This is a genomic window from Mycobacterium pinniadriaticum (assembly GCF_026242045.1).
Lineage (GTDB): Bacteria > Actinomycetota > Actinomycetes > Mycobacteriales > Mycobacteriaceae > Mycobacterium > Mycobacterium pinniadriaticum.
The window spans coordinates 152611-179170 of record NZ_JAPJDO010000010.1 but is presented as its reverse complement, the minus strand read 5'-3'; the positions used below and the strand labels follow the sequence as shown (position 1 = coordinate 179170).

Below are 26560 nucleotides of genomic sequence, written 5' to 3'. Positions count from 1 at the left end.
GATTGTGGGACGTCTTGGCATGCAGTCGGCACCGAACGTCAGCCGATCGACGGCCATGGTTAGCCCATGGTTGATCGAGGATCGCGAAAGGGCGGATCACGGCGGACATCTCGCGCGCCTACGACAGTGCTGCCGCACGCTGGCGCCGGCGGGCAGCGACGAACCTGGCTCCGATCACGCGATGCACAACGGCGGGAGCAGCAACAGCACCGGCCACAGCAGGGCGGCCAGCACGTAGGCGCCCACCTCGGCGGCGGCCGGCAATATCCGGTCGAGCTGGTCCTGTAGCTGCTGCACCGCCTCGACATGGAAGAAGGCCCAGGTGAGCCCGATGATCAGATGCGGGATCGCGAGCCACATCGCCACCTCGATCAGCGCCTCGACGCTGACCTTGTAGTTCAGCACGCGACGCAATCTGGTCATCAGATCATCCACCAGGCCCCTCCCCGAGTTTGAAAACGCAGCTTCTCACAAATCATCCTCCCCTGGGGCGGTCCTGACTACGATTGGATTCAGCCGAGGCGGGAGGGGCCTCAACGTTGCTGACGAAGCTGCGCCAAGTGCTGAACTACAAGCTGACCATCGCCGAGCTGATCGGCATCGGGCTGCTGCTCGGGATCCCCTACCTCGCGGTCGGGCTGGTGTGGTCATCGACGCATACCGAGCATCTGCATCAGCTGCACGGCGCCGACCTCGTCGTGTCCTTTCTGGAGTCCATCGTGTCCTGGCCCGTGCTGTTGTTCGCGAACGTCTGCATGACGTGACCGTTCGCCAGATCGCCGCGGGCATCGTCGCGGTGGTGCTGCTGATGGTCGGCGTGCTCGCCCTTCACTGGCCGGTGTACCTCCCCGATTTCGATCCGTGGGGAGTACAGATCAAGTGCGGCAGCGGGTTTAGTGCAGATCTGGTCCAAGCGTCGTTCGCCGGGGAGGCCGACCACTGCCAGCACGCGCTCGTCGTGCGGCGGATGTGGGCGATTCCCGTGACGGTGGTGGGCTGGCCGATCGTCGTCGCACTGGCGCTGCCGATGCTCCGGCCGCAGGATGTCGGCTCGTCGAACTGAGACGGTCGACTATCTTAGTGTTATCTTATATTTACCTTAATTTTCTTAGGGTGGGTGTACGGTGGACTACGTCGCAGCAACGGAAGGAGCCCGCCATGCAGCCACCCGCACGCGTCGTCTTGATCACGGGCGCATCGAGAGGCATCGGAGCCGAGGTCGCGAGCCAGCTCGCCGCACCCGACACCCACGTCATCGTGAACTACCGCGAGCAGGCGGACCGCGCGAATGACGTCGTCAGCGCGATCCGCAGTGCCGGCGGCAATGCATCGGCCCTGGCCGCCGACATCTCCGACGAGGTCGAAGTCGCGGCGATGATGCAATACGTCACCGCGCAGTTCGGAAGGCTGGACGCGTTGATCCTCAACGCATCTGGTGGCCTCAAGATGGGCCCGGGTCCCGGCTACGCGATGCGGGCCAACCACGACGCTCAACGCCGGCTCGCATCGCTGGCCATGCCGTTGATGCCGGTCGGCTCCCGGATCGTGTTCGTCACCAGCCACCAGGCCCACTTCTATCCGAACAAGGCGGTGCCGAAGGGATGTGCGGGAGTTGCCGCGAGTAAGCGCGCGGGCGAAACTGCGCTCTACGCAATGCGTTCCGGATTCGACCACGCAGGAATCCACTTGACGGTGGTATCCGGTGATGGCGCCAGCATCGTCCCGGTCGAAGAGTTCGCCACCGCGATCGTCAACGCCGCGGTCACCCCGAGCCCGTCGACCATCGTCTATGTCGGTTCCGCCGACTATCTGATGACGGTGACCTGACGTCAGCTCGCTGAGCTGACAGCCGCCCTTCTGATCCGCTTCCCCACCGCGACATGCCGGCCGTAGATGATGCCGAGGAAGCTTGCGACGGCCTCGGCCGCCAGTTGGCAGCGCAAGGTGGCAATGGTGTCGAAGGCGTGGTGGGCGTTGGGCAACTCGGCATAGGACACCGTGCGGGAACCCGACTTACGTAGCGCGGTGGTGAAGGCTCGCGCTTGCGAACTCGGTATGACGGCGTCGTTTTCACCGTGCAGCACAAAGAACGGCGGGGCACCGCGGTGGATGCGATGCATCGGCGACGCGTCGCGGTACAGCTGGGGATCGTCGGCCAGGCGGCGCTGCATCACGACATGCTCGAGCAGCGGCATCATCAGCGGGTGCATGTTGTCGGCGTTGGTCAGGTCGTAGACGCCGTAATAGGGCGCCGCGGCCTGCACGCTGGTGTCGGCGGCTTCGAAGCCCGGCTGCAGCGCGGGGTCCCCGGAGCTGAGCGCGGCCAGTGAAGCCAGGTGCCCACCGGCCGAGCCGCCGGTGATCGCTACGAAGTCGGGGTCGCCGCCGTACGCGGCGATGTTGGCCTTGACCCAGGCGATGGCCCGTTTGACGTCGACGATGTGGGTCGGAAACGCGTTACGCGGGCTTCGGCTGTAGTTGATCGAGACGCAGATCCAACCCAGCTCGGACATCCGGGTCATCAGCGGATAACCCTGGCCTCGTTTGTCGTTGACCGACCACCCGCCGCCGGGTACATGGATCAGGACCGGCGCGCGACCCCCCTTCGGCAGGTCGGGACGGCGCCAGATGTCGAGTAGGTGATTGCCACCGCCGGGTCCGTAGGAGATGTTCCTGGTGGTCGCCGCGTACCGGCCTCGATGCCGCATGGCCTCGACGACGGCGGCCAGGTTGGGCCGCCGGGCGGTGTACGGCTCCAGCGGGTGCCGCACCGCGGCGGTGTAATCCTCGCCGAACGTCTCCTGGAGCGCGCTGTCCAGGACGGTGTCAGCCTTCTGAACAGCCAGGGCGCACGCGATTTTCTCCAGCGGCGACGGCACTGCCGAGAGCGCGTGTCCGGTAAGGACGTGCGGGGCGAATTCAGCCGAGAGCCAGCCCAGCAGCCAACCCGCGGCTGCCGGCGACCCGCGCAGCAGCAGCGAGCCGGTGTGGTAGGCCCGCGTGCATCGCGCGGTGACCTGCTCGATCGGGCTGCTCATAAGCTGTCAGACTCCCTCGTCCTTAGCTCCCCTAACGCCTTTGCCAGGCCGCGGAATCGGCGCCCCGAGCAGGCGTGTGCCAGTCGTCACACCATAACTCAACTTTGGCCAAACCTGAGGATTTCTCAGGAACTTTTCCTGCCCGGCCGCCATTCCCGCAGGCCAGCGACCAAGAAATTGGCGAAACTATCTAGATAGCTCACACGGGCCGCCTGCAAGGTCGACTCCCAGGAAACCCCAAGTGTTCCATCGGACTATTTGTCCATGCTTCTGGACGATCCACCCGCGGGCCCCGCCGTCGGCCCGCCCGCCCGCACCCGGTCGATCGTCACCGCGGGTGCGCCTAAACCGTCGAGTTCGCGGAGCCCACGCAATCCGGGCAAGCATGCCGCCCATCCCAACGACACCGCTCAGGCCCGGGTATTCACCGAGTCGCTGCAAGGTGAGATCACCGACCTCGAGGACCTGATCCTGGTCGCGCAGGGCCGTTGGACCACTCGGCGCGACGCCGGCTGGGGCGCCGCGCGGACGCCCGAACCGGCATTGCGGCTGCGCGAGAAGCTGCGTGAAGTCCAGCGGCTGCGCGACGCATTGCAGATCCGATTCGGCACCGAGGACGGCTGAGACGCTTCCGGCTCACCGGTCTACACGCGCCTCAGCTGGCAAATCCGCCCCGCTAGACTGTCGAGGCGCTGCCTCCGTAGCTCAGTTGGATAGAGCAAGGGCCTTCTAATCCCTAGGTCGCAGGTTCGATTCCTGCCGGGGGCGCTGGTCAGAGGGCATCATTAGATGAACTCTACAACGTTAATCATCGCTTATTCATCGGAATTAATGGCCCTCTCCATGGGATCAGCTACAGCAGGATGGCGTCGAGAATGCGATGAGGCTCCTAGGATGTAGAGAATATTTGGCGCGAGATTGGTCGGGGATGTCGCGCGCACCTACCGGGGCGCGATGAGGATCAGCCACTTGCGGCCGCGCGGCGGGCGGCCTGTACCAAAGCCTCTGCCGCGCGTCTCGACCGCTTACGCTCATCCGCCGTAGCCGACTGATGCGTGTACGACACCTTGGACTTCACATTCAGCAGCGTTCGTAGGTGTTTTTCGACCCCGGCATCGGCCTTCGCAAATAAAGCAACGGCCTCGTTGTGATTTTCACCAGCAGCGTAGATACCAAGGCGCACACCACATATGACGTCGGCGGCCGCGATGCCCGCGTTGACCAAGAGTGAGACGGCTGCATCTGGCATATCGCCATCGATAAGGATCGCGCCGTCAAGGAACTCGACAGCCTTTCTGAGCCGGCCGCGTCGGATGCTCTCGGTGCTGGGTCTCGTGCGTTCACTCATCGATCACGCCTTTTCCTGCGCGGACGGGCTTCACCTGCTTCAACAGCCAGGCCCGCGATCCGGCCACGGTGAGCCCGCGTTCGAGGAGGTCTTGCACCATCGGTTCGGTTCTCGCGCTCTTGAGATCGATCTCCGTGTACTCCACAACACGTGCGTCGTTACCCGTCCAGGCCGTGACAGCCGTGGCAAGCTCGTTCACCTGCCGCGCCCAAAGAGCGTCAGGCGTCCCAGTCGCACTGACCAGGAACAGGTCCACGTCGCTCTCCGGCGTCATCGCGCCGCGCACAGCTGAGCCGAACACCGCGGCGTATACGGGTGGGTACTGCCACCCGCCGAGTTCTTCTTCGAGCCGCTTGAGGAACGTGTCAAAGAGTCTCGCCAACTCCAGGATCGGCTCTGCCGCCAGATGTGCGGTGTTGAGCCGGTACGCAAACGCATTGCCGATGCGTTCTGAGAGCACGACGCCCTGCGAGACGAGTCTGGCGAGGACCTTCCGAATGCCTTCCTCGGAGAAGGAATTCAGCACGCGGTGAATCTGACCGGTTGTGAACGTGACATCGTGCGCCGCCAACACAGCCAGGACATCGCCATCCAGAGTCGGCGTGACCGTCGCAAATGGGCGGTTCAGCTCCACGGCGCACCTCCAAGTTGCCAACTATAGTTGGCTCATCCGTACTATAGTACGGGTAAGGCGACTCGGAGATCCGAAGTCTCAATGCCCCTGGACCGCGTTGCCATTTATTCGGTGATTACGACCAAGAATCGACGGATTCGGCCAGTCCGAGAGCGCAAGCAAGCACATTTTCGGATCGGCCCGGCGCCCGAAATCTCAAATCCCTTAGGTCGCAGGTTCGATTCCCTGCCGGGGCGCTGCCGGGGCGCTGGTCAGAGGTGGTATTCCGGCGGGCTGCCCGCACCGCGCTTGGCCCGGTACATCGCTTCATCGGCATCGGAGAGCAACTGGTCGGCGGTGGAGTGGTCACCGGCGGCGCTGCCGATGCTGGCGTTGACCGCCAATTGGCAGCCGTTGATGGCGAACGGTGTGGCGAACACGTCCTGGACACGCTCGATGAGGTCGTCCAGTTGCTCGGGACCGGAAAGGTGTTCGCGCACAATGACAAACTCGTCACCACCGAGACGGACGGTCGTGTCGGTATGACGCACCACGGCGCTCAGCCGGATGCCGACCTCGCGCAGTAGGTCGTCGCCGGCGTCGTGACCGAGCGTGTCGTTGACTTGCTTGAACTGATCGAGATCGATGAACAGCACGCCCACCTTGGTGTTGTCGGACCGCGCTGCGGTAAGCGCATCGGTCAGCCGGCCTTCGAGCACGGTCCGGTTGGGCAGTCCCGTGAGCGGGTCGGTGAGCGCGGCGCGTTCGAGACGGGCGGCGGCGTTTTTCTGCTCGGTGATGTCTTGGAGTTGGACGAGGAATTGGGTGATGGCACCCGATTCGTCCGGTAGCCCGATGAGGGTGTGCAGGCACCAGGCGACCGTCCCGTCAGGCCGAACGAATCGACGCTCGCTCTCATGATGACCCCGCGTTCCGGCCTGCACGTCCGCGATCGCGTCATCCCGGCCGAAGTCCTCGTCCAGGGCGAACTCTCGTAGCGAATGCCCCACCAATTCATCTGCGCTGCGACCGAGGATGCTGCACAACGCCGGGTTGACCCTCGACAGGACGCCGTCCCGCTGGCGCCAGGCAACTCCGATGGTGGCGTGCTGCATTGCCATTTCGAACATCCCCACGGCGGCATCGCGAGCGCGTTCGGCGATCACGCGATCGCTGACATCCCGATGGGCGGTGATCATCTGCTGAGGTCTGCCCTCCTGGGCGGGAAGAACATGGGCCGTGGTCTCGATCCATCGATAGGAACCGTCCGCGTGCCGCATGCGCATCATGAACCTCGGCAGCGCATCCGTCGCGGCCGGCCAGGACTCGGCCAGCCGGGCCCGGTCATCGGGGTGGACGAGGTCGATGCCGTACGTGCCGATGAGGTCGTCGGGGTGGAAACCCAGCACCGTACGAGAGGCGGGCGACACCCACAAGAACGTTGTGTCAGGCACCAGCTGCCAGGCCACCATGTCCGAGCTGTGTTCGGCGATCATCCGGAAGAGTCGCTCGGAGTCGCGCAGTTCGAGGGCCCGAAGTCGCTCTCCGCGTACCGGGCGGAACACTACGACCACGGCCCACGGCTCCGGGTCCCCACCCCGGAAGAGCGGAACAGCATCGACATGAAGCCACACATGGTGTCCGGCCGCGTCGCTGCCCGGTCGGTGTGCGCCGATGATCTGGCCACGGATGGCGGTGCGGGTGCGCAGCGCGATGATCGCTGGGTGTTGAGCACCCTCGACGAACTGACCGGACTCGTCGACGGCCGCCCAGCGCGGATCTTGCGAGGTACGTCCGCGCATCTGGTCGATCGTCAGCCCCAAGATGGTCTCCGCTTGCGCACACGCGGCGACAATCTCACCGTCAACGTCCTGTATGACGACACCCGCATCGGGCGACAAATCGGTGAAACCGGCAGCCGCCACCATCGAATCGATCGACACCTGCGCATCGTCGGATTCGACCTGCATGGGTGCCCCCCTGATCCCCGATCCCACGTTCACCCCAGTCTAGGTATCCGTCCCTCACACCGCGGGCTGCTCTCCCCCGACATGCGGCGGTTCCACCACCACGGCCGTGCCCCCGCCGACCCGTTTCGCGCGGTACATCGCCTCGTCGGCGCGATGCAGGACGGCATCCAGATCGAAGTCGACGGTGTCCGCGAGCTCCCACGTCACGCCCACGCTGAACCGCAACGTCAGCCCGTCGGGGTTGCGCAACGTGAGCGCCTGTACCCGACGGATGAAACTGTCGAGGTCGTGATCGTCCAAAAGCGAAGCGACGAGCACGAATTCGTCACCACCGATGCGGGCGGCGATATCCCGGGTCCGGATCATCTCGGATAGCTGTTCGGCGACGGTGCGCAGCGTGGCGTCGCCGGTGCCGTGCCCGTGAAGATCGTTGAGCTGCTTGAATCCGTCGAGATCGATCACGACCACGGCGAGCACCGCACCCCGCGGACTCCGGGCCAGCGCCAGCCCGGTTTCCCTATACAACCCGCGGCGGTTCAGCAGACCGGTCAACGGATCACGGTTGGCCGCGTACGCGGTGGCACTCAGACCACGGCGGGTGCCCTCGATCACCATCGCGGCGATCGCCGGCATCACCACCACCGTCGTCAGCGCGGGCAGAAAATACAGCGACAACACCGCCAGCGACGCGCCGTCATAGCGCACACCGACCCAGGTGAACGCCACGATCGTCGCGGTCGCGAATCCGCAGTGCAGGAACAGCACCCGGTACCCGAGCAGCACCGCCGCGAACACCCCGATCAGACACATGTAGACGGTCGCCGACAAGCGCGCCTCGGGCACCGCGAGGGTGGCCCCGGACGCGGCCAGCGCGACGTCACCCCACACGGCGAACGCGATCGCCCGCCGATGCCCCGGCCACGGGGCGGCCAGCCACCAGACGCCGATCACCAGCGCCGACACCAGCAGCGCCAGGTGGATGGCGCGGGCCGGCACCCCGTGCGGCCCGAGCGGCTGAATGCCCTGCAGCTGTTCGAGCGAGCTGAGCAGCCCCAGGCAGATGCAGGCCATGCCGGTGAAGATTCGGATGGCCCCCAGGAAGCCGGTGGCACGCAGCACCGAGGTGGCGATGGCGAACTCGCGCTCACCCATGCGATAGCCCTTGGGTCGTGGTCAGTATGTGTGACGGATGGTATCGGACACCATCGACCGTGGCTATACCATCTTGGTCACACCAGCCCTTCGGCCGCCGTGTAGGCCCGCCAGCCGCCGAACTCGCTGATTTCGCGCTGCCCCTCGACCAGAGCGGGCTCTCCGATCACGCCGAGCACCGTCGACCCGTCGTGGAGGCGCACCTTGCCGATCGACAGCCCAGGCGGCTCGTTGAGCAGGATTTCGGCCAAGCCCGCCGCGGGTACCTCCCACACCTCGACGGCCACGGCGACACCGGAACCGTCGGTGACCCGGATCATCGCGGGGTGGTCGTCGTTGATGGTCCACAACCGGTACACCGGCTCGGTGCCGGCCTCCCGAACGAAGGTGGCGCCGGCGGCGGCCATGTTCGGTGACAGCTTCAGTCCGCGCATCAGGGTGCCGTTCACCGCCAACAGCACCGCATCGGTGTCGGTTTCGTCGTCAGCTGGCACCGCTTCAGTATCGCCGACGATGCGGGTTCCCGACGTCCCGGCCAGGATCGCCGGGATCTCCTCGGCGGCCCCGATGACACCCACTGCCCCCGGTGTCGCGGCAACGAAGTCGGCGACGGCCGCCACCTTGGGTTCCATCGAGCCCTTGCCGAACTGGCCGGCGGCGATGTAGTCGCGAGCCTGCGCCACCGTGATCGTGTCGAGCCAGGTCTCGTCGGGTGTCCCGAATCCGATGGCCACCCGGGGCACTCCGGTGGGGATCATCAACAGATCCGCCCCCAGTTCATGGGCGAGTAGCCCCGAGGCGATGTCTTTGTCGACGACGGCTTCCACCCCGACGACGGTGCCGTCCGGTTCGAGCGCGACCGGGATACCGCCACCGCCGACCGCGACGACGATCGCGCCGTCGTCGATCAGCCGGCCGATCACGTGGGTCTCCAGGATCGTCGTGGGCCGCGGCGAGGCCACCGTGCGCCGCCATCCGCGGCCGGAGTCCTCGGCAATCGTCCAGCCCTGGCTGGCCGCCAACGCCGTGGCCCTGGCCTCGGTGAGGAACGATCCGACCGGCTTGGTCGGATCGTCGAAGGCCGGATCGTCGAGGCGGACCACCGAGTGGGTCACCACTGCCACGACCGGCCGGGACAGCCCCCGCCGGGCCAGTTCGTTGCGCAGGGCTTTGACGAACATGTAACCGATCGCGCCCTGGGTGTCGGCCACGGCGTAGTCGACGGGAACCGGATCGACCTCGTCCTGGGCGAGTTCGGAGCGGCGGAGGATGAATCCCACCTGCGGCCCGTTGCCATGCGACACAACGAGTTTCCAGCCCCGCTCTACCATGTCGACCAGCGGTGGCACGGTCGCGCTGACCGTCTCGTACTGTTGCGGGATGGAGTCGTGGTCGGCGTCGGTGACCAGTGCGTTGCCGCCGAACGCGACGATCGCAATCGTCATGCGCCGGCTCCGAGCCCGCAGGCCAGTGTGGCCAGCGCGTCGGTGAAGCATTCCATCGGCGCGGTGGTGATGCCGGCGCCGATCTGTCCGACGCCGGCCTTGCGGTGCGCGATGCCGGTGTTGATGATCGGCAGGACACCGGTATCGACGACCAGGCGGGCGTCGATTCCGGCTGGTGTACCGCCGAAGTTCAACGGCGGCAACGTGAACGCCGGATTGGTGCCCAGCGTGATGGACAGCATGCGTCGGCTGTTGGCCGTCGCGTCCGCGGGTGTCCCTCCGACGAACTGGACGATCGCCGGTGAGGCGGCCATCGCGAATCCGCCGAGCCCGTTGGTCTCGGTGATCGCCGAGTCGCCCAGGTCGGCGGCCGCATCGTCGACCGAGTATCCCGGGAAGTACAGTCCGTCAATGGGATTGGCGGGAGCCTGGAACCATTGATCATCCGTTCCGGACAGCTTGATGCCGAAGTTCACCCCGTTGCGGGCCATCACCGTGACCATGCTGCTGCCCGGCACTCCGGCCGCGGCGTCCGACATCGACTTGGCCGCGGCCATCGAGATGTTGAGGAAGAAATGATCGTTGCCCGCCACGAACTCCAGAGCTCGTCGCACGGCATCGCCGGGCACGCCGGAACCCAGCAGTGACAGCGTCAGCCGCTTGAACAGAAGCGCCGACGCGGCGGCGTTGCGGTTGTGCAGTTCGTCGCCCATGTGCAGCGCCTGCGCCATCAGCGGTTTGAGGTCGGGGTCGGCCAGCCCCCGCACGGCGACCTGCATGGTGGCGAAGAATTCGCTGCCCAGCCAGCGCAAGCGGTCGATTACGTCAGGTGAGTTGGCGCCGAACCGCAGCACCTTGCCGAGCCCCTCGTTCAGATTGCAGAAGGCCCGGTTCCCCGCAGCGGTGTTCTCCACCACCCACACCGGCATGGACGGGCTGATGATGCCCGCCATCGGCCCGACCGCGCTGTGCTCGTGGCAGGGATCCAGCGCCACTTCCCCACTCTCGGCGAGCTTTTCGGCGGCGTCGAGATCCTCGGCCCATCCCTCGTAGAGGATCGCCCCGGCGATGGCGCCGCGCTGCGGCCCGCACATATCGGGCCAGGCGATCGGCGGCCCAGAGTGCAGGATGCGGCGCTCGCCCGGACCGAGGCCGACGATCGCCTCGCCCGCGCGAACCAGTTCGACCAGGCGTGGTTGCGCCTCCAGATAGCGGTCGTGGGCGATCCGGTTGGCCGCCTCGATGCGGGGGTTACCGACCAGGGTGGCCAACGTCCAGCCCAATACCGGATCGGCTCCCGCGGGGGGCACCCAGGCGATGTTGGTGACCTGGCCGCCGGCGGCGGTGATGTTGGCGGCGAAACCCTGCACGCCGACGTTGACGACCTTGAGATCCTGTTCGAACAGCTTCTTCACCGGTCGACTCCCCGCGCGGTGATCAGGGTCGCCGACCACAGCGCGGCCTCGGCGTTGCTGGACGCGACCAGCACCCCGGCCGACCGCAGGCCGGCGACGGCCTTGGTGCGATCCTGCGGGTCGAGGTCGGTGCCGCACACGTAGCCGATGAATGCGACCGTCGATCCCTCGGCGCGAGCGGACTCGATGATCGAAATCAGTTCCGCCGTGGGGTCATCGGCCGAACCGTAGCCGAGGACCACGTCGAACAGCACGACCGCCGTCGTCGGGTCGGCGATCTCGTCGCGGATGCGGGCGTCCTTTCCCGACGGGTCGATCATGGGATGCGGCCTGCCCTGGGTGAATTCGTCATCACCCATGTCGATGATGGTGTGTTGCCGGCTGGTCCGGATGTCGGTCAGCGCGGTGTTGCCGGTCACCGGGGTGTTGGAATGGGCGGTGATGCCGTGAGAGCGGTGGACCAGTTGCGCCTCGAAGCAGAACGTGCCCCCGGAGAAGACGCCCCGGACGTACCGCTGGTCGGGCGCCATCGAACCGGCGAGATCACCGAGGGTTGTGTGTATTTCGGGTGAGATCGCGATGTCGCCGGATCTGGGCTGTTGGCCGCTGGCCAGTGCGACGGCCATGTCGGCGGCCTGGGCGAGGGAGGCCGCGCCGTACACCCCGTCGGCGGTGATGGAAGCCGGGTCGGCGCCGAGGAAGATGACGACGATGGGCTTGGCACTGGCCTGTGCCGCGGCGAGGACTTTCGCCGCCACCGCGGCCGACGGCGGCTTGGACACCAGGATGATGACCGTCGTGGACGGATCGCTGTCAAGGGCGGCCAGGCCGTGCAGCATCGAGATGCCGCCGATGGCGTCGGCCAGGTCGTGGCCGCCGGTGCCCAGGGCTTGTGACACCCCCGATCCGTTCTGGTGGATCCGGACGGTGACCTCCTGGGTGCCGGTGCCCGAGGCGCCGACCACCCCGATCGGCCCGCGGCGCACGACATTCGCGAAACCCAGCGGGATGCCGTTGACGATCGAGGTGCCGCAGTCCGGGCCCATCACCATCAAGTCGGCCTCGCGGGCGTATTGCTTGAGCGCGAGTTCGGCTTCCACGCTGACGTTGTCGCTGAACACCATGACGTCCAAGCCCAGTCGCAGCGCCTTCATCGCCTCGGCGGCTGCGTAGTCGCCGGGCACCGAGATCAGGGCGAGGTTGACCGAGGGGTCGGCCGCGACAGCCATCTGGATGCTGGTGGTCGGCGCGGCCGCAGTGGATTCACCACTGTCCGCGGGTGCTGCCGACAGCAGCTTGTCGGCCACCGCGAGAGCCTCGTCACAGGCCTCCTCGGTGCCCGCGACGGCCACGACGAGATCGTTGGGCCGGACCTCGAACGCGCCGAGACCGGCCTGCGCCAGGTTGTCGACGTTGGTGGCCGAGGCCATCACCACCGACGCAGCCTCGATTCCGGGGATCGACGTCACCCGCGCCGACACCGTCATCAAGGACACCGAGTCCTTGTACAGGTTGGGGTAGAAACGCGAACTGGTCGCCATATGTCACGACGTCGCGGCGATGAACTGATCGGCGTCGGCGACCCAGCCGAAGATCGCGCCCTGCGCCTTGATCATCTCGAGTGCCACTCGCTGGAATTCCGGGAAGTAGGAGGCCACACAATCGCTGAGCACCAGGCATTCGAAGCCGCGGTCGTTGGCCTCGCGGACCGTGGTGTGCACGCAGACCTCCGTGGTCACGCCGCAGACCACCAGCGTGTTGATGCCGCGGTCGGACAAGATCTGACTCAGGTCGGTGGCATGGAAGCTGCCCTTGCCCGGCTTGTCGATCACCGGCTCGCCGTCAACGGGATACAGCTGGTCGATGATGTCGTGGCCCTTTTCGCCGCGAACCAGAATGCGGCCCATCGGGCCGGCCTCGCCGATGAACGTCTTGCCGCCGCGGTTCAGTTTCGCCCGCGGGCAATCACTCAGATCGGCCCGGTGCCCTTCGCGGGTGTGCACGACCAGCATCCCGATCTTGCGGGCCTGGGCCAGCACCCGCTCGATCGGTTCCACCGCGGCGAGGAGCAGCGAGGTGTCGTTGCCGAGTGCCTCACCAAATCCACCGGGCAGCACGAAGTCACGCTGCATGTCGATGATCACCAGGGCGGTGCTCGCGACGTCGAAGTCCAGCGGGAAGGGTTCCGCGTTGACAGTGGCCATGGAGGTCCCTTCTGAGGCATCGGACGAATGAACAATTGAAACTCAACTGAAGCGACTCCGCCTGTTCACCCGCTCGACGGCAGTGGCACGATCAAGGCTGTGACAGATTTGGTGCTTTATGAAATCGTCGATCGCGTCGCCCTGATCACCGTGAACGATCCCGACCGGCGCAACGCCGTCACCGATGCGATGTCGCAGCAGCTGTGCTCGGCGGTCGAGGCCGCCGAGGCCGAGGCGCACGCGGTCGTGATCACCGGTGCGGGCAAGGCGTTCTGTGCGGGCGCGGATCTGTCCGCCCTCGGCGCCGCTGCCAAAGAAGGGCTCGAGCGCATCTATGCGGGCTTCATGGCCGTCGGCCGCTGCACGCTGCCGACGATCGCGGCGGTCAACGGCGCCGCGGTGGGCGCGGGGCTGAACCTGGCGCTCGCCGCCGATGTCCGCATCGCCGGGCCGCACGCGTTCTTCGACCCGCGGTTCCAGAAGTTGGGCATCCATCCCGGCGGCGGCGCCACCTGGATGCTGCAGCGCGCGGTCGGTCCACAGGTCGCCCGCGCCGCCCTGCTGTTCGGCATGCGCTTCGACGCCGAGGCCGCGGTGCGGCATGGCCTAGCCCTCACCGTCGCCGAGGATCCCGTCGCCGCCGCACTGGAACTGGCCGCCGGCCCAGCGGCGGCGCCGCGTGAGATCGTTCTCGCGACGAAGGCGTCGATGCGTGCCACCGCGCTCCCCGGCTTCGTGGACACCGACCATCACGAGGCGGCCAAGGACATCGAGCTCGACCCGCAGGCCATCTCGATCGAGTCACCGGAATTCAAGGCCCGGCTGGCCGCTGCGCAACGCCGCTGACAACTCGGTGCCGCCGAGCGTGGGAGATGTCGGTGTTCGCAAGCCGGTTCGTCGACAGAAGCTCGCACGCTCGGCGAGGCCAACACGAGGGCTCAGAGATCGAGCAGCGCCGTCTCCGGTGCTTCGATCAGCCCTCGCAGGTCGGTCAGGAATGCCGCGGCCTGGGCGCCGTCGGCGACGCGATGGTCGAACGCACACGTCAGCGTCATCGTCGGCCTGGCGACCACGGCGTCGTCGACCACCACGGCCCGCGGCTTCAACGAACCCACGCCGAGAATCGCGGCCTCGGGATAGTTGATCACCGGAACACCCTCATCGAGCCCCAGCGCGCCGAAGTTCGACACCGTGAACGTCGACCCGCTCAACTGAGTCGGTGCCAGTGTGCCCGCCCGTGCCTGCGCCACCACATCGTCGACGGCCTCGGCCAGGCGTCGGGTCGAAGCCTCTCCCGCATCGATCACCGGCACCACCAAACCGCGCTCGGTGGCCACCGCCAGCCCCAGCCGGACGTCGGTATGCTGCCGAATCTCCGGTCCGGCTTCGGAATCGACCCATGTCGCGTTGAGCAGCGGATGTCGCTTCAGCGCGATGACCAGGAGGCGCAACGTCAGGACGAACGGTGTGATGTCCAGGGCGTCCCGAAGCCGCAGCAGCGCAGAGCAATCCACCTGCACGCTGGCATGCGCATCCGGGATCCGGCTGCGTGACAGGGTCATCTGGGCCGCCATCCTGGCATGGACTCCGCGCACCGGCACGCTCTGCGCCGGCCGGGGCGTCCCAGCCGCGTTCAACACGTCGTCGCGGGTGATGACCCCACCGACACCCGAACCTGGTTGTAGCCCCGGCAGATCCACCGCAAGGTCGGCCGCCAACTTGCGCACCTTGGGGGCCGCGCGGGGTCTCCAGCTGCGGTCCATGCCGTCGTCGACGCCGTAGCCGACCAGCACCGGGGTGCGCGCCGGCGAATCCCCCGTATCGATACGCACCAACAGCGTTCCCACCGCCAGGGTGTCACCCTCGGCGCCGCCGAGCTCGGAGACCCGTCCCGCGTACGGGCTGGGAATCTCGACCTGGGCCTTGTTGGTCTCGACCGTGCACAGCGCCTGGTTGAGCTCGACGACATCGCCGACGCTGACGGCCCACCCGGTGATCGTCGCGTCCACCAGGCCCTCACCCAGGTCCGGAACCAGGAAGTCGCTCATGGCCGACGCATCGCTTTCTCGACGCAGTCCAGTAGCCGGTCCACTCCCGGTAGCCAGACCTTCTCCAGCCGTGCCGGCGGGTACGGAGTGTCGAATCCGGTGGCGCGCAACACCGGTGACTCGAGGTCGTAGAACAACTCCTCGGAGATTCGCGCCGCGAGCTCGGCGCCGAAGCCGAGAGTCCGCGGCCCCTCGTGCATGACGACCGCGCGGCCGGTCTTGCGGACCGACGCGGCGACGGTGTCGAAATCCAGCGGGCTCAACGAGCGAAGGTCCACGACTTCCAGGCTCCAGTCGGCGAGTTCGGCCGCATTCAGCGCGGCTCCGACCAACCCGCCGTAGGTGAGCACCGTGACGTCGTCGCCGGCGCGCCGGACGGTCGCCTTTCCGATCGGCGGGCCCGGGACGGCGAGATCGACGGCCTCGCGACCCCAGTATCGTCGCTTGGGCTCCAGGTAGATCACCGGGTCACGGGCGGCGATCGCATGCCGAAGCAGCCAATAGGCATCCGAGGGGGTTGAGGGCACAACGACTTTCAGCCCAGCCGTATGCACCCAATAGGTTTCGGTAGATTCCGAGTGGTGCTCGACCGCGCCGATGCCGCCGAACGACGGGATCCTGACCGTGACGGGCATATCGACCTGGCCACGGGTTCGCATCCGGTACTTGGCGAGGTGGCTGACCATCTGGTCGAAGGCGGGGTAGGAAAAGCCGTCGAACTGGATCTCCGGGACCGGCACGAAACCGCGGATGGCCAGGCCTACGGCAATACCGATGATCGCCGACTCGGCCAGCGGGGTGTCGAAACACCTTTGCTCACCGAAGGTTTCGGTCAGCCCCTCGGTGATGCGGAACACCCCGCCGAGGGTGGCGACGTCTTCGCCGAACACCAGTACCCGTTCGTCGCAAGCCATGGCATCGTGTAGGGCCCGGTTGATCGCCTGTGCCATGGTGAGCGTGGTGACGCTCGGCAACTCGGTCAGGATGGGGCCGCCCGGATCCGGTGTGCCGTCGTCGCCGCGCATCGGCTGCCGGTCGATGGTCTGCGTCATCTCATGCCTCCTATGCCAATTCGGCGCGCAGTTGCGCACGTTGCACCGACAACACGGGTGTGATCTCGGCGTAGACGGTGTCGAACAGTTCACCCACATCCGGATCGGGGGCACCGACCACCGCATCCCGAAGTTCGGTTTTCAGTCGCGCCGAGCGCGCCTGCACCCTTTTCTCCAGCCGTTCGCTGAGGACTCCGGCGTGCTGCAGGTAAGTGCGGTACCGGGCGATCGGATCGCGCGCCGACCATTCCTCCAGTTCGCGGGCATTCCGGTACCGGGTGGCGTCGTCGGAGGTGGTGTGCGGCTCCATCCGATAGGTGACCGCTTCGATGAGCGTGGGTCCGTCGCCGGCCCGTGCCCGCTGCGCGGCTTCGGTCATCACCGCATAGCAGGCGAGGACGTCGTTGCCGTCCACCCGGATTCCGGGCATCCCGTACCCAGTGGCGCGGTGCGCGATGGTGGGTGCCGCGTATTGGTGACTCACCGGCACCGAAATCGCCCATTGATTGTTCTGGATGTAGAAGACACACGGCACCTTCTCGACAGCGGCGAGGTTCATCGCCTCGTGCGAATCGCCCTCGCTGGTGGCGCCATCACCAAGGAAGGCGACGGTCAGCGAATTCTCACCGAGCCGTTGGGCACCCATCGCCGCGCCGACCGCGTGCAGGGCGTGGGTGGCGATCGGAATGGCGACGGGTGCACAGCACTTGCCGGTGAAATCCAGGCCTCCGTGCCAGCTGCCGCGCCAGACGGCGGCCAGTTGCCCGGGTGCGATGCCACGAACCAGAAAGACACCGAGTTCCCGGAATTGCGGGAACAGCCAATCGGTCTTGCGCAGGCATGCCGCGGCGCCGACCTGTGCGGCCTCCTGGCCGCGGCAGGAGGCATAGAGGGCCAACTCGCCCTGCCGTTGAAGATTGACGAACTCGACGTCGAGATCCCGGGTGACCACGAGATTCTCATAGAGCCAGGCAAGGGTTTCCGGCGGCAGGTCACGGCGATATCGGCTTTCGGCCGTCGCGGTTCCGTCGGGCCCGATGAGTTGAACCGGTTGATCCATAACCGCCTCCTCTACCGGTGCAGAGGCGGTCGGAGCAAACCTGTTGTAGCAGGCTCCAGCTAGCGGCCGGGGTCGGGCGCCAGCTGGACTATGCGCTCTGCTCGCCGAAGCACCGGGGCATCCACCATTATGCCCTCGAATTGGAAGACACCGCGTTCATCGCGGGCCGCCTCGAGCACGTGTCGTGCCCAACCTACCTGTTCAGCGCTGGGAAGGTAGCCCTCCCTGATCACCGCGAGCTGGCTAGGGTGGATGGCCACTTTGGCGTCGAAACCCACGGCGACGGCGTCGTCGACCTCGGCGCGCAGGCCGTCCAGATTCTTGATGTCGAGGTACACCGAATCCAGCGCGAGCCGACCGTACGCCTTGGCGGCCAGCAAGCTCTGCGAGCGCACGTGCCGGGCGACTTCGCGGTAGGAGCCGTCCGGGTAGCGGTTGGCGGTGCCACCCAGAACGGCGAACAAATCCTCGGCGCCCCACATGACCGCCAGGGCGTTGTCCGCCCGGGTGGACTCGACGACATTGAGCGCGCCCAAGGGCGTTTCGACCAACACCACAACGTCCAGCGGCGCCAACGCGGCCACCTGTTCAGCGGATTCCGTCTTGGCCAACATCACCGTGGTGTACGGCGTGCGTGCGAGCGCTGCGAGGTCGCGCGGATGATCGGGTGTGGTCGACGGGTTGACGCGCACCACGGTGCGGCCCGGATCGAGCTGGGTTGCCACCAGCGCCTCACGGGCAGCGTCCCGGTCCTTGGCCGCAACCCCGTCTTCGAGGTCGAGGATGACGATATCGGCTGCCGCAGCGGCTTTCTCGAATCGCTCGGGGCGGTCGGCGGGGCAGAACAGCCAGGCGGGGCCGGGGTTGTCGAGTGCCATCAGGCGGGCTTCTTCCTGACCATGGTCTTGCGGGTGGCTGTCGCGACGATGTCGCCGTGCTGGTTGCGCGCGGTGTGAGCGAAGGTGACGATCCCCTCACCGGGGCGGCTCTTGGATTCGCGTTTGTCGGTGACGACGGTCTCGGCGTACATGGTGTCCCCGTGGAAAAGCGGCTTGGGGAACGCGATGTCGGAGAATCCCAGGTTGCCGACGATGGTGCCCTGCGTCAGCTGGGTCACCGAAAGGCCGACCAGGGTGGACAAGGTGAACATGGAGTTCACCAGCCGCTGGTTGAACGGTGGCAGTGCGTCGGAGAAGGCCGCGTCGAGGTGCAGCGCCTGGGTGTTCATCGTCAACGTGGTGAACAAGACGTTGTCGGCTTCGGTGATGGTACGGCCGGGGGCGTGCACGTAACGGACCCCGAGCTCGAACTCCTCGAACCACAAGCCGCGCTGGACGACGACTTTCTCCTCGGAGGACTCGCTCACCTACAGTCCCATCTGCCGGGCGATGATCATCAGCTGCACTTCGGTTGTCCCCTCACCGATCTCGAGGATCTTGCTGTCCCGGTAGTGCCGGGCCACCGGGTATTCGTTCATGAAACCGTAGCCGCCGTGAATCTGGGTGGCGTCACGGGCATTGTCCATGGCGGCCTCGCTGGCGATCATCTTGGCGATCGCCGCCTCCTTCTTGAACGGCTTTCCGGCCAGCATCAGCGCCGCCGCGTCGTAGTAGGCGGTGCGGGCGGCATGGGCACGGGCCTCCATACGGGCGATCTTGAACTCGATCGCCTGGTACTTCCCGATCGGCTGGCCGAAGGCGGCCCGCTCGGCGGCGTACTTCACGCTCTCGTCGACACAGCCTTGTGCCGCGCCGGTCGACAGCGCCGCGATCGCGATCCGGCCCTCGTCGAGGATCCGCAGGAAGTTGGCATAGCCGCGACCTGGCTGGCCAAGGAGGTTCTCGGCTGGCACCCGCACATCGGAGAAGGTCAGCGGATGGGTGTCCGAGGCGTTCCAGCCGACCTTGTCGTAGGCGGGCTCGGCGGTGAACCCCGGTGTGGGCACCGGTACCAGGATCGAGGAGATCTCCCGGTTGTCGCCGTCGCCACCGGTCACGGCGGTGACGGTGACCAGCCGGGTGATATCGGTGCCCGAGTTGGTGATGAACTGCTTGGACCCGTTGATCACCCAGTGCCCGTCGTCCAGCCGGGCGGTGGTCTTGGTGGCCCCCGCATCGGTGCCGCCGCCGGCCTCGGTGAGGCCGAACGCCCCGAGTGCTCGGCCGCTGGTCAGCTGCGGCAGCCATTCCTGCTTCTGCGCCTCGGTGCCGAACCGGTAGACCGGCATCGCACCCAGCGACACCCCGGCCTCCAGTGTGATGGCGACACTCTGGTCGACCTTGCCGAGCTCCTCCAGCGCCAGACACAGGGCGAAATAGTCGCCGCCCATGCCGCCGTATTCCTCGGGGAACGGCAACCCGAACAGGCCCATCTCGGCCATCCCGGCTACCACCTCATACGGGAAGCTGTGTTCCGCATCGTGTTTGGCCGACACCGGGGCGACCACAGCGCGGGCGAAATCGCGCACCGTCTTGGCGAGTTGCTCGTACTCGTCGGGAAGTGTTCCCGTGGATAGGAAGTCAGTCATTGTCGCACTTTCTCCGCTCTTACTTTTCTGAGGCGGCCGTGACCTTGGCCAGCAGCTGTCCCACCTTGACCTGATCGCCCACCGCGACGTGCAGTTCGACCACCCCGTCGACCGGCGCGGTCAGCGAATGCTCCATCTTCATCGCTTCGACGGCGACCACCACCGTGCCCGCGGTGATCTCGTCGCCGTCGGACACACCGATCGCGACAACCGAGCCCGGCATCGGACTGACGAGTTCGGCGTCGCCGCTGTGCTCGTCGTCGGGGCGCACCGGCGCTTCGCGCACCTCCTCCAGCATCACCGTCCGGCCCGCGCCGGCCAGCCAGATCTGGTGACCGTCGGCGGCCACCGTGTAGGTGCTGCGCAGACCGTCGATGGTGACGGCGAGCTCGTCGCCGGCCAACTGGGCTGACAGCGAACGGCTTTCACCGTCCTCGATGTGAGCGACCGCGGCGGCCGGCGTCCCGGTGATGTGGACGTGGTCGGTGTGGGCACCGGCCCGCAGCCGAATGCTCGTGGGCGCCGGTGCTCCGATTCGCCAGCCCGACGGCACATCCCACAGATCAGTGACCCCTACCGGCCACCGCTGCAGCCAACGGTAGGCCGCGGCGGCGATGAACGCCTCGCCGCCTACCGGTTCAGCGGCAAAGACAGTACGGTCGATCAGCCCGGTGTCGAGCCGTCCCGCAGCCACATCCTCGTCGGCCAGCAGGAACCGCAGGAATTCCACGTTGGTGCCCACACCCAAAACCGCGGTCTGCGACAACGCCCGGTCGAGGGTGCGCAACGCGGCGCTGCGGTCTGCCCCGAAGCCGATCACCTTCGACAACATCGGGTCGTACTCGCTGCCTATCGTCATCCCTTGCGACAGACCGGAATCCACCCGGATCCCGTCACCGGCGGGCTCGCGCAACCCGAGCACCGGGCCGCCGGTGGGCAGGAAGCCGGCGGCGGGATCCTCGGCATACACCCGGGCCTCGATCGCGTGCCCATCCAGCGAGATGTCGTCCTGGGTGATCGCCAGCTTCTCCCCCGCCGCGACCCGCACCTGCCACTCGACGAGGTCGTATCCGGTGACCATCTCGGTGACCGGATGCTCGACCTGTAGCCGGGTGTTCATCTCCATGAAGAAGAACTCGTCGGGCTGGTCGGCGGAGACGATGAATTCGACGGTGCCCGCGCCGATGTAGTCGACGCTGCGGGCAGTGTCACAGGCGGCGGCACCGATGCGTGCGCGGGTACCGGCATCGAGCAGCGGGGACGGCGCTTCCTCGATGACCTTCTGATGGCGGCGTTGCAGACTGCACTCACGCTCCCCGAAATGCACGACAGTCCCGAAACGGTCGGCGAGCACCTGGACCTCGATATGCCGGGGCCGCAGGACGAATCGCTCGAGGAACAGGGTGTCGTCGCCGAAAGCCGCGCCGGATTCCCGTCGGGCCGCGGCCAGCGCGGCCGGCAACTCGGCGGCATCGTCGACGCGCCGCATGCCCTTACCGCCGCCACCCGCGGACGGTTTGACCAGGATCGGATAACCGATATCGGCTGCGGCCTCGATGAGTTCGTTGTCGGTCAAACCGGGCCGGGCAATGCCCGGCACCACCGGAACCCCGAACGCCGACACCGCCGCCTTGGCGGCGATCTTGTCGCCCATCGTGCGGATCGCGGCCGACGGCGGCCCGATGAACGCGAGCCCGGCCCGCTCCAGCGCCGCGGCGAAATCGGAATTCTCCGAGAGGAAACCATAACCGGGATGGACGGCCTGGGCGCCGGTGCGCAGCGCCGCGGCGACGACGGCATCGATGTCGAGGTAGCTCAGCCTCGCCGGTGCAGGTCCGATCCGCACCGCGATGTCGGCCTCGGTGACATGGCGGGCGCCGGCGTCGGCGTCGCTGTAAACGGCCACCGATCCGATCCCCATCGCCTTGAGGGTGCGGATGACCCGCACGGCGATCTCACCGCGATTGGCGACTAGCACACTGGTAAACATCGTCACATCCTGAAGACGCCGTAGGACACGGCCTCGACGGGAGCGTTGGCGGTTACCGACAATGCCAGACCCAGAACAGTTCTGGTGTCGGCGGGGTCGATGACTCCGTCGTCCCACAGCCGCGCGGTCGAGTAGTACGGGTTGCCCTGATGTTCGTATTGCGCGCGGATCGGCGCCTTGAAGGCATCCTCTTCCTGCGGCGTCATCTCGCCACGCACCGTGGCCAACACCGAGGCCGCCTGCTCTCCGCCCATCACCGAGATCCGGGCGTTGGGCCACATCCAGAGGAACCGCGGCGAATAGGCCCGCCCGCACATCGAATAGTTGCCGGCGCCATACGAGCCGCCGATGACGACCGTCAGCTTGGGTACCCGCGCGCAGGCCACCGCCGTCACCATCTTCGCGCCGTGCTTGGCGATGCCGCCGGCCTCGTAGTCGCGGCCGACCATGAACCCGGTGATGTTCTGCAGAAACACCAGCGGCACCATCCGCTTGTCACAGAGCTCGATGAAATGTGCTCCTTTGAGGGCGGATTCACCGAACAGCACGCCGTTGTTGGCGACGATGCCGACCGGATGGCCGTGGATGTGGGCGAAACCGGTGACCAGGGTGGTGCCGTATTCGGCCTTGAACTCACTGAATTCACCGCCGTCGACGATGCGGGTGATCACCTCGTGCACATCGTAGGGAACCCGGGCATCGACCGGCACGACGTCGTAGAGCTCATGCTGGTCGACGACCGCGTCGACAACGGGTCGCACGTCCCACGGCCGTGGTTCCCGCGGGCCGAGCGTGGCGATGATCCGGCGGACGATGCGCAGTGCGTCGCGGTCGTCATGGGCCAGGTGGTCGGTGACGCCGGAGGTCTTGGAGTGCAGGTCGCCCCCGCCCAGTTCCTCGGCGGTCACCACTTCGCCGGTGGCGGCCTTCACCAGCGGTGGGCCACCCAGGAAGATCGTGCCCTGGTTACGCACGATGACGGCCTCGTCGCTCATCGCGGGAACGTAGGCGCCGCCGGCGGTGCAGGAGCCCAGCACGGCCGCGATCTGCGGGATGCCCGCCGCGCTCATCGTGGCCTGGTTGTAGAAGATGCGGCCGAAGTGGTCGCGATCGGGAAACACTTCGTCCTGGCGGGGCAGGAACGCGCCGCCGGAGTCGACGAGGTAGACGCACGGCAGCCGGTTCTCCAGCGCGATTTCCTGGGCACGCAGGTGTTTTTTCACCGTCACCGGGTAGTAGGTGCCGCCTTTGACCGTCGCGTCGTTGGCGACGATCATGCACTCCCGTCCCGATACCCGCCCGATGCCGGTGATGATGCCGGCCGCCGGACACTCGTCGTCGTACATACCGTCGGCGGCCAAGGGAGCGACCTCCAGCAGAGCGCTACCGGGATCCAGCAGCCCGTCCACCCGGTCGCGCGGCAGGAGCTTGCCGCGGGCAACGTGTCGCTCGCGCGCGCGCTCCGGCCCCCCGAGTGCCGCCGCAGCCAGCTTGCCGCGCAACTGCTCGACGAGCTGCAGATGCGCTTCGCGGTTGACGGCCGGTGATGCCATGGTCGAAGTCCCGTCGCGAATTGAGTTAATGACGACTAACTCGTGTAACGTTAGTGAAGATTAACCGAAACGTCCAGACCCGTTCCCGGAGAGCTCCCATCGACACTCCCACCCGTCGAAGCAGGCAGAAGTCGGATCGCCGTTCTGCCTTGCTGGCGGCCGCGGAACGGTTGATGGCGGACAAGGGCTTCCAGGCCGTTCGCCTCGAGGACATCGGCGCCGCAGCCGGGGTCAGCGGCCCGGCGATCTACCGGCACTTCCCCAACAAGGAAGCGCTCCTGGTCGAACTCCTGGTCGGCATCAGCACCCGACTGCTGGCCGGCGCGCGGGCGGTGGTCGCCGAGGCGGGTGATCCCGCCGCGGCGCTGTCCGGCCTGATCGAATTTCACCTCGACTTCGCACTGGGTGAGTCCGACCTCATCCGCATCCAGGACCGTGACCTCGCGCACCTCCCGGTCACGGCGCAGCGTCAGGTCCGGCGCGCACAGCGCAGCTACGTCGAAATCTGGGTCGCGGTGCAGCGCGAGGTACGTCCCGACCTCGATGAGGCCGACGCCCGGCTGATGGCGCACGCGGTGTTCGGCCTGCTCAACTCGACCCCACACAGCATGAAGCCCCTGGCGGCCAGATCGGCCGACCCGGGGCGTTCACGCGATGTCCTACGGGCCATGACGGTAGCGGCGTTGTCCTCCGCCGACCACCATGCCAGCGGCGGCGTCGGTCAATACCAGTAGCGCCGGCCGCCGACCGGGCGCCCGATGCTGCCGAGCAGCCACAGGACCGCACCGACCACCAGCAGGATCACGCCGATGGTCCACAGGATCGGAATATTGAGAACGAATCCCAGGATGAGCAGGATTGCTCCGAGAACGATCATCGCTTCCTCCAGATAGTCTTTTGCTGAACTACTTTCATCGCTACTGGCTGGGTTGCGGCAGGTTGCAGCTCGCGACGGTGGGATTGACTCCCGCATAGTTGAGCGGCCCTGCCACCACCGTCAGAGCAATGGAGCCCGCGGTAGCGCAGTTGGTTTGGCTGTTGGAGAAGTAACCGCGCTGCCAGGTGGCGAAAACTCCGATCAGCAGCCACACGATCACGATCACGCCTAGAACTCGGCGGCCTCCCATGGGGATCCTCCTTGACGTCCGCAACACTTGGCGCACAAGGTTTTACCCGCCCGAAAGTTTCCTAAACATGATCGCGATCAAAGGCCGCGGCCAGCCAGTCCGCCACCGCCCGGGCCAGTGCGGCATGGTTTTCGCGTTTGACGATTTCGTGCCCGTCATCGTCGAACAGCAGATAGCGCACGGTGCGGCCGCGCGCCCGCAGCGCCTCGACGATCTGCTCGGATTCGCTGACCGGAACGTTGGTGTCGGTGCCACCGTGCACCACCAGCAGCGGGGCGACCAGCGCATCCACTCGTCGCAGTGGCGAGAGCTCCTCGAGTAGCTCGCGGTCCGCGATGGGATGACCGTATTCGGGGTAGGAAGCCGTCGCGATCCACGGCTCGGTGTTGCGGTAGAAGGTGAGCAGATCGCTCATTCCGCAGATACTGACCCCGGCGACAAAGAGCTCCGGATGGAAGGTCAACGCGGCCATCGTCAGGTAGCCGCCGTAAGACCAACCCGCACAGGCGATCCGGCCTTTATCGGCCAGCCCGTGCGAAACCAGATAGCGAGCGCAGTCGGCCACGTCGTCAATGGCCCCGAACCGCTTCTCCTTGTCGTCGGCATGAACAAATTCCCGACCTTGCCCCCCCGAACCCCGCACGTTCGGGGTGAATACCGCAATCCCCTCGTCGAGCAAACCGGGAAAGATCTCGCTGTGCGAGGGCCGGGCCTGGCCCTCCGGGCCACCGTGCAGGTAGATCATCGTTCCAGCCTGCTCCACACCGGGCGGCGGACAATACAGCCAGCCGGACAGCGAACGGCCGTCGCGTGCAGTCACGGTGTGCAGTCTCGGGCGAGACGAGACCGGGCCGATGCTGGGCTTACGGTCGATGCGCTCCCACTCCCGCGACCGCGGGTCGACGAGCTCGACGGTGCGCGGCAAATCGGATCCCTGCACCGTCATCGCCACCATCGACCCACCCGCGCTGATGGACAGTTCACCGGCGACCAGATTGGGTAACGGGATTGGTTCGGTGAGCGTGCGGTCGGCGTACTCGAGTACCTGTAATTCGCTGCAGCCGTTGATGTTCCACAGCAGCGCGACGGTAGACAGGTCGTCACTCACCACGAACTCGTCGAGGTCGTACCCTGGACGCTCGGCGGCCACGTGGTAGACCACCCCGTCGGGGGTGACGGTGACCTCGAGCAGACGACTGTGCGATGCGCCGTTGTCGCTGCGGATCAGCGCGCGAACATAGCCTCCGACGAAGTCCCGACCGTAGGTGTACGCCGGGTGATACAGCGTGGTCTCCTCGCCGTCCGGTCCCGATCGCAGCCGCCGCGGATGATGGTCGTCCAGTATCACGCCCATATCGGTCGACGAACCGGGATCGGACGGCAGCAGCGCGACTTCGGTCGAACCCGTCAGCATGATCAGCTCGCGGTAGCCGCGGGGGCCGACCCGAATCAGCGCCGAGCCGGCCCAGGCGTCGACGAGCCGGCCGCCGGTCCGGCGATCCAGCACCGTCACGTAGCCGTCTTCCGGGTCGATCAGGCTGGACTGGCCGATACCGTCCTCACCAGTGAGGATGGCGCAGACCTGGGTGCCGTCCCAGGCGATGAGCTCAGCGGTGCCCGCCATGAAATCCTCGCCCATCCCGTCGATGCGGCGGGCCATCCGGTCGTCGGGGTCGGTGGTCACCACCCAGATCTGGCTTCTGGTGCCGCCCTCCGGGGCGACCTGGCAGGCCAGCCAGTGCCCGTCGGCGGAATGGATGACCCGGGTGACCGGTCCCCGCACCGGGAGTTCGACGTCGCGAGACGAACTTGCCCGCCAGCCGCGCAGGAACCGTTGGACAGCGCGCGGATATCCCCCGTCGTCGACGATGTGGGCGAACGCCGTCGCGTCGGGCGACAGGGACGCGCCGTAGGTCGCGCGTACATCCGGCTCCAACGCCACCTCACTTTCTCGGGGCCTGGGTGGTCACCACTTACCCCGTAACACGTTCCACACCGCCGACCGGTGGTAAACACGG

27 protein-coding genes and 1 tRNA gene are annotated in these 26560 nt (G+C 66.6%); 7 read left to right on the top strand and 21 right to left on the bottom strand.

The genetic code is table 11. The features are described from left to right. Positions 1–174: 174 nt before the first annotated feature. A complete protein-coding gene (locus tag ORI27_RS14370) occupies positions 175–423 on the bottom strand; it encodes a hypothetical protein (RefSeq protein WP_265997551.1) in 249 nt (82 codons plus the stop codon). Positions 424–539: 116 nt separating this feature from the next. On the opposite strand from ORI27_RS14370, the gene ORI27_RS14365 reads away from it, so the two are divergent. From ORI27_RS14365 to ORI27_RS14355, 3 genes are all read left to right on the top strand, one after another. Further along, entirely contained in the window at positions 540–764 is a 225-nt protein-coding gene (locus ORI27_RS14365) for a hypothetical protein (RefSeq protein WP_265997550.1), read from the top strand. After that, complete coding sequence (locus ORI27_RS14360; protein ID WP_265997549.1) at positions 761–1063, top strand: hypothetical protein; 303 nt, start codon at positions 761–763, stop codon at positions 1061–1063. Before ORI27_RS14365 ends, ORI27_RS14360 begins: the two co-directional genes overlap by 4 nt. Before the next feature lie 95 nt (positions 1064–1158). Then, on the top strand, positions 1159–1827 hold the full coding sequence (locus ORI27_RS14355) for an SDR family oxidoreductase (RefSeq protein WP_265997548.1): 669 nt from the start codon (positions 1159–1161) through the stop codon (positions 1825–1827). Between the two features lie 2 nt (positions 1828–1829). On the opposite strand, the gene ORI27_RS14350 is transcribed toward ORI27_RS14355, so the two are convergent. After that, the gene (locus ORI27_RS14350; RefSeq protein WP_265997547.1) at positions 1830–3038 is read right to left on the bottom strand and encodes an alpha/beta hydrolase; all 1209 of its coding nucleotides are present in this window, start codon (positions 3036–3038) and stop codon (positions 1830–1832) included. Positions 3039–3302: 264 nt separating this feature from the next. Between ORI27_RS14350 and ORI27_RS14345 the strand changes: the two genes are divergently transcribed. Beyond that, on the top strand, positions 3303–3662 hold the full coding sequence (locus tag ORI27_RS14345; protein WP_265997546.1) for a hypothetical protein: 360 nt from the start codon (positions 3303–3305) through the stop codon (positions 3660–3662). Between the two features lie 70 nt (positions 3663–3732). After that, positions 3733–3806, top strand: a tRNA-Arg gene (locus ORI27_RS14340). Positions 3807–3999: 193 nt separating this feature from the next. Here ORI27_RS14340 and ORI27_RS14335 read toward each other — a convergent pair. The 8 genes from ORI27_RS14335 to ORI27_RS14300 all read right to left on the bottom strand — a co-directional run bounded on the left by ORI27_RS14335 (position 4000) and on the right by ORI27_RS14300 (position 13185). Next, positions 4000–4386 carry a hypothetical protein gene (locus tag ORI27_RS14335; RefSeq protein ID WP_265997545.1) on the bottom strand — a complete coding sequence of 129 codons (387 nt, stop codon included), beginning with the start codon at positions 4384–4386 and terminating at the stop codon, positions 4000–4002. Then, positions 4379–5020, bottom strand: coding sequence for a nucleotidyltransferase domain-containing protein (locus ORI27_RS14330; protein ID WP_265997544.1), 642 nt, complete (start codon positions 5018–5020; stop codon positions 4379–4381). The genes ORI27_RS14335 and ORI27_RS14330 overlap by 8 nt, the downstream gene beginning before the upstream one ends. Before the next feature lie 251 nt (positions 5021–5271). Further along, a complete protein-coding gene (locus tag ORI27_RS14325) occupies positions 5272–6969 on the bottom strand; it encodes a sensor domain-containing protein (RefSeq protein ID WP_265997543.1) in 1698 nt (565 codons plus the stop codon). A 54-nt stretch (positions 6970–7023) separates the two neighbouring features. Next, entirely contained in the window at positions 7024–8121 is a 1098-nt protein-coding gene (locus ORI27_RS14320) for a GGDEF domain-containing protein (protein ID WP_265997542.1), read from the bottom strand. A 77-nt stretch (positions 8122–8198) separates the two neighbouring features. Then, entirely contained in the window at positions 8199–9566 is a 1368-nt protein-coding gene (locus ORI27_RS14315) for a carbamate kinase (RefSeq protein WP_265997541.1), read from the bottom strand. Further along, the gene (locus ORI27_RS14310) at positions 9563–10981 is read right to left on the bottom strand and encodes a YlbE family protein (RefSeq protein ID WP_265997540.1); all 1419 of its coding nucleotides are present in this window, start codon (positions 10979–10981) and stop codon (positions 9563–9565) included. Before ORI27_RS14310 ends, ORI27_RS14315 begins: the two co-directional genes overlap by 4 nt. Then, positions 10978–12522: an acyl-CoA synthetase FdrA gene (gene fdrA, locus ORI27_RS14305; protein WP_265997539.1), complete on the bottom strand. Its 1545-nt coding sequence runs from the start codon at positions 12520–12522 to the stop codon at positions 10978–10980. The genes ORI27_RS14310 and fdrA overlap by 4 nt, the downstream gene beginning before the upstream one ends. Before the next feature lie 3 nt (positions 12523–12525). Then, positions 12526–13185 (bottom strand): cysteine hydrolase family protein, encoded by a 660-nt coding sequence (locus tag ORI27_RS14300; protein WP_265997538.1) that lies wholly within the window; start codon positions 13183–13185, stop codon positions 12526–12528. 90 nt (positions 13186–13275) lie between these two features. On the opposite strand from ORI27_RS14300, the gene ORI27_RS14295 reads away from it, so the two are divergent. After that, the gene (locus ORI27_RS14295; protein WP_407666310.1) at positions 13276–14031 is read left to right on the top strand and encodes an enoyl-CoA hydratase; all 756 of its coding nucleotides are present in this window, start codon (positions 13276–13278) and stop codon (positions 14029–14031) included. Between the two features lie 92 nt (positions 14032–14123). Here ORI27_RS14295 and ORI27_RS14290 read toward each other — a convergent pair whose 3' ends face one another. Genes ORI27_RS14290 through ORI27_RS14255 form a run of 8 tightly spaced genes read right to left on the bottom strand, consistent with a single transcriptional unit; the run spans position 14124 to position 23415 of the window. Next, positions 14124–15233 (bottom strand): dihydrolipoamide acetyltransferase family protein, encoded by a 1110-nt coding sequence (locus tag ORI27_RS14290; RefSeq protein ID WP_265997536.1) that lies wholly within the window; start codon positions 15231–15233, stop codon positions 14124–14126. Then, positions 15230–16285: an alpha-ketoacid dehydrogenase subunit beta gene (locus tag ORI27_RS14285; protein ID WP_265997534.1), complete on the bottom strand. Its 1056-nt coding sequence runs from the start codon at positions 16283–16285 to the stop codon at positions 15230–15232. Before ORI27_RS14285 ends, ORI27_RS14290 begins: the two co-directional genes overlap by 4 nt. A 10-nt stretch (positions 16286–16295) precedes the next feature. Next, positions 16296–17345 (bottom strand): pyruvate dehydrogenase (acetyl-transferring) E1 component subunit alpha, encoded by a 1050-nt coding sequence (gene pdhA, locus ORI27_RS14280; RefSeq protein ID WP_265997533.1) that lies wholly within the window; start codon positions 17343–17345, stop codon positions 16296–16298. Between the two features lie 59 nt (positions 17346–17404). Next, positions 17405–18223: an HpcH/HpaI aldolase/citrate lyase family protein gene (locus tag ORI27_RS14275; protein ID WP_265997532.1), complete on the bottom strand. Its 819-nt coding sequence runs from the start codon at positions 18221–18223 to the stop codon at positions 17405–17407. Next, positions 18223–18711: a MaoC family dehydratase gene (locus tag ORI27_RS14270; RefSeq protein ID WP_265997531.1), complete on the bottom strand. Its 489-nt coding sequence runs from the start codon at positions 18709–18711 to the stop codon at positions 18223–18225. Before ORI27_RS14270 ends, ORI27_RS14275 begins: the two co-directional genes overlap by 1 nt. Next, positions 18712–19872, bottom strand: a complete 1161-nt coding sequence (locus ORI27_RS14265) for an acyl-CoA dehydrogenase family protein (RefSeq protein ID WP_265997530.1) — start codon at positions 19870–19872, stop codon at positions 18712–18714. A gap of 19 nt (positions 19873–19891) precedes the next feature. Next, positions 19892–21862 (bottom strand): ATP-binding protein, encoded by a 1971-nt coding sequence (locus tag ORI27_RS14260; RefSeq protein ID WP_265997529.1) that lies wholly within the window; start codon positions 21860–21862, stop codon positions 19892–19894. Positions 21863–21864: 2 nt separating this feature from the next. Then, the gene (locus ORI27_RS14255; RefSeq protein WP_265997528.1) at positions 21865–23415 is read right to left on the bottom strand and encodes a carboxyl transferase domain-containing protein; all 1551 of its coding nucleotides are present in this window, start codon (positions 23413–23415) and stop codon (positions 21865–21867) included. Between the two features lie 98 nt (positions 23416–23513). Between ORI27_RS14255 and ORI27_RS14250 the strand changes: the two genes are divergently transcribed. Then, positions 23514–24149, top strand: a complete 636-nt coding sequence (locus tag ORI27_RS14250; RefSeq protein ID WP_265997596.1) for an SACE_7040 family transcriptional regulator — start codon at positions 23514–23516, stop codon at positions 24147–24149. Here the strand turns inward: ORI27_RS14250 and ORI27_RS14245 are convergent. From ORI27_RS14245 to ORI27_RS14235, 3 genes are all read right to left on the bottom strand, one after another. Next, on the bottom strand, positions 24137–24292 hold the full coding sequence (locus tag ORI27_RS14245) for a DUF6131 family protein (protein ID WP_265997527.1): 156 nt from the start codon (positions 24290–24292) through the stop codon (positions 24137–24139). The two genes, ORI27_RS14250 and ORI27_RS14245, sit on opposite strands and share 13 nt — an antisense overlap. A 40-nt stretch (positions 24293–24332) precedes the next feature. Continuing rightward, the gene (locus ORI27_RS14240; RefSeq protein ID WP_265997526.1) at positions 24333–24542 is read right to left on the bottom strand and encodes a hypothetical protein; all 210 of its coding nucleotides are present in this window, start codon (positions 24540–24542) and stop codon (positions 24333–24335) included. Between the two features lie 61 nt (positions 24543–24603). Next, on the bottom strand, positions 24604–26478 hold the full coding sequence (locus tag ORI27_RS14235; protein ID WP_265997595.1) for an alpha/beta hydrolase family protein: 1875 nt from the start codon (positions 26476–26478) through the stop codon (positions 24604–24606). Positions 26479–26560 lie beyond the last annotated feature (82 nt).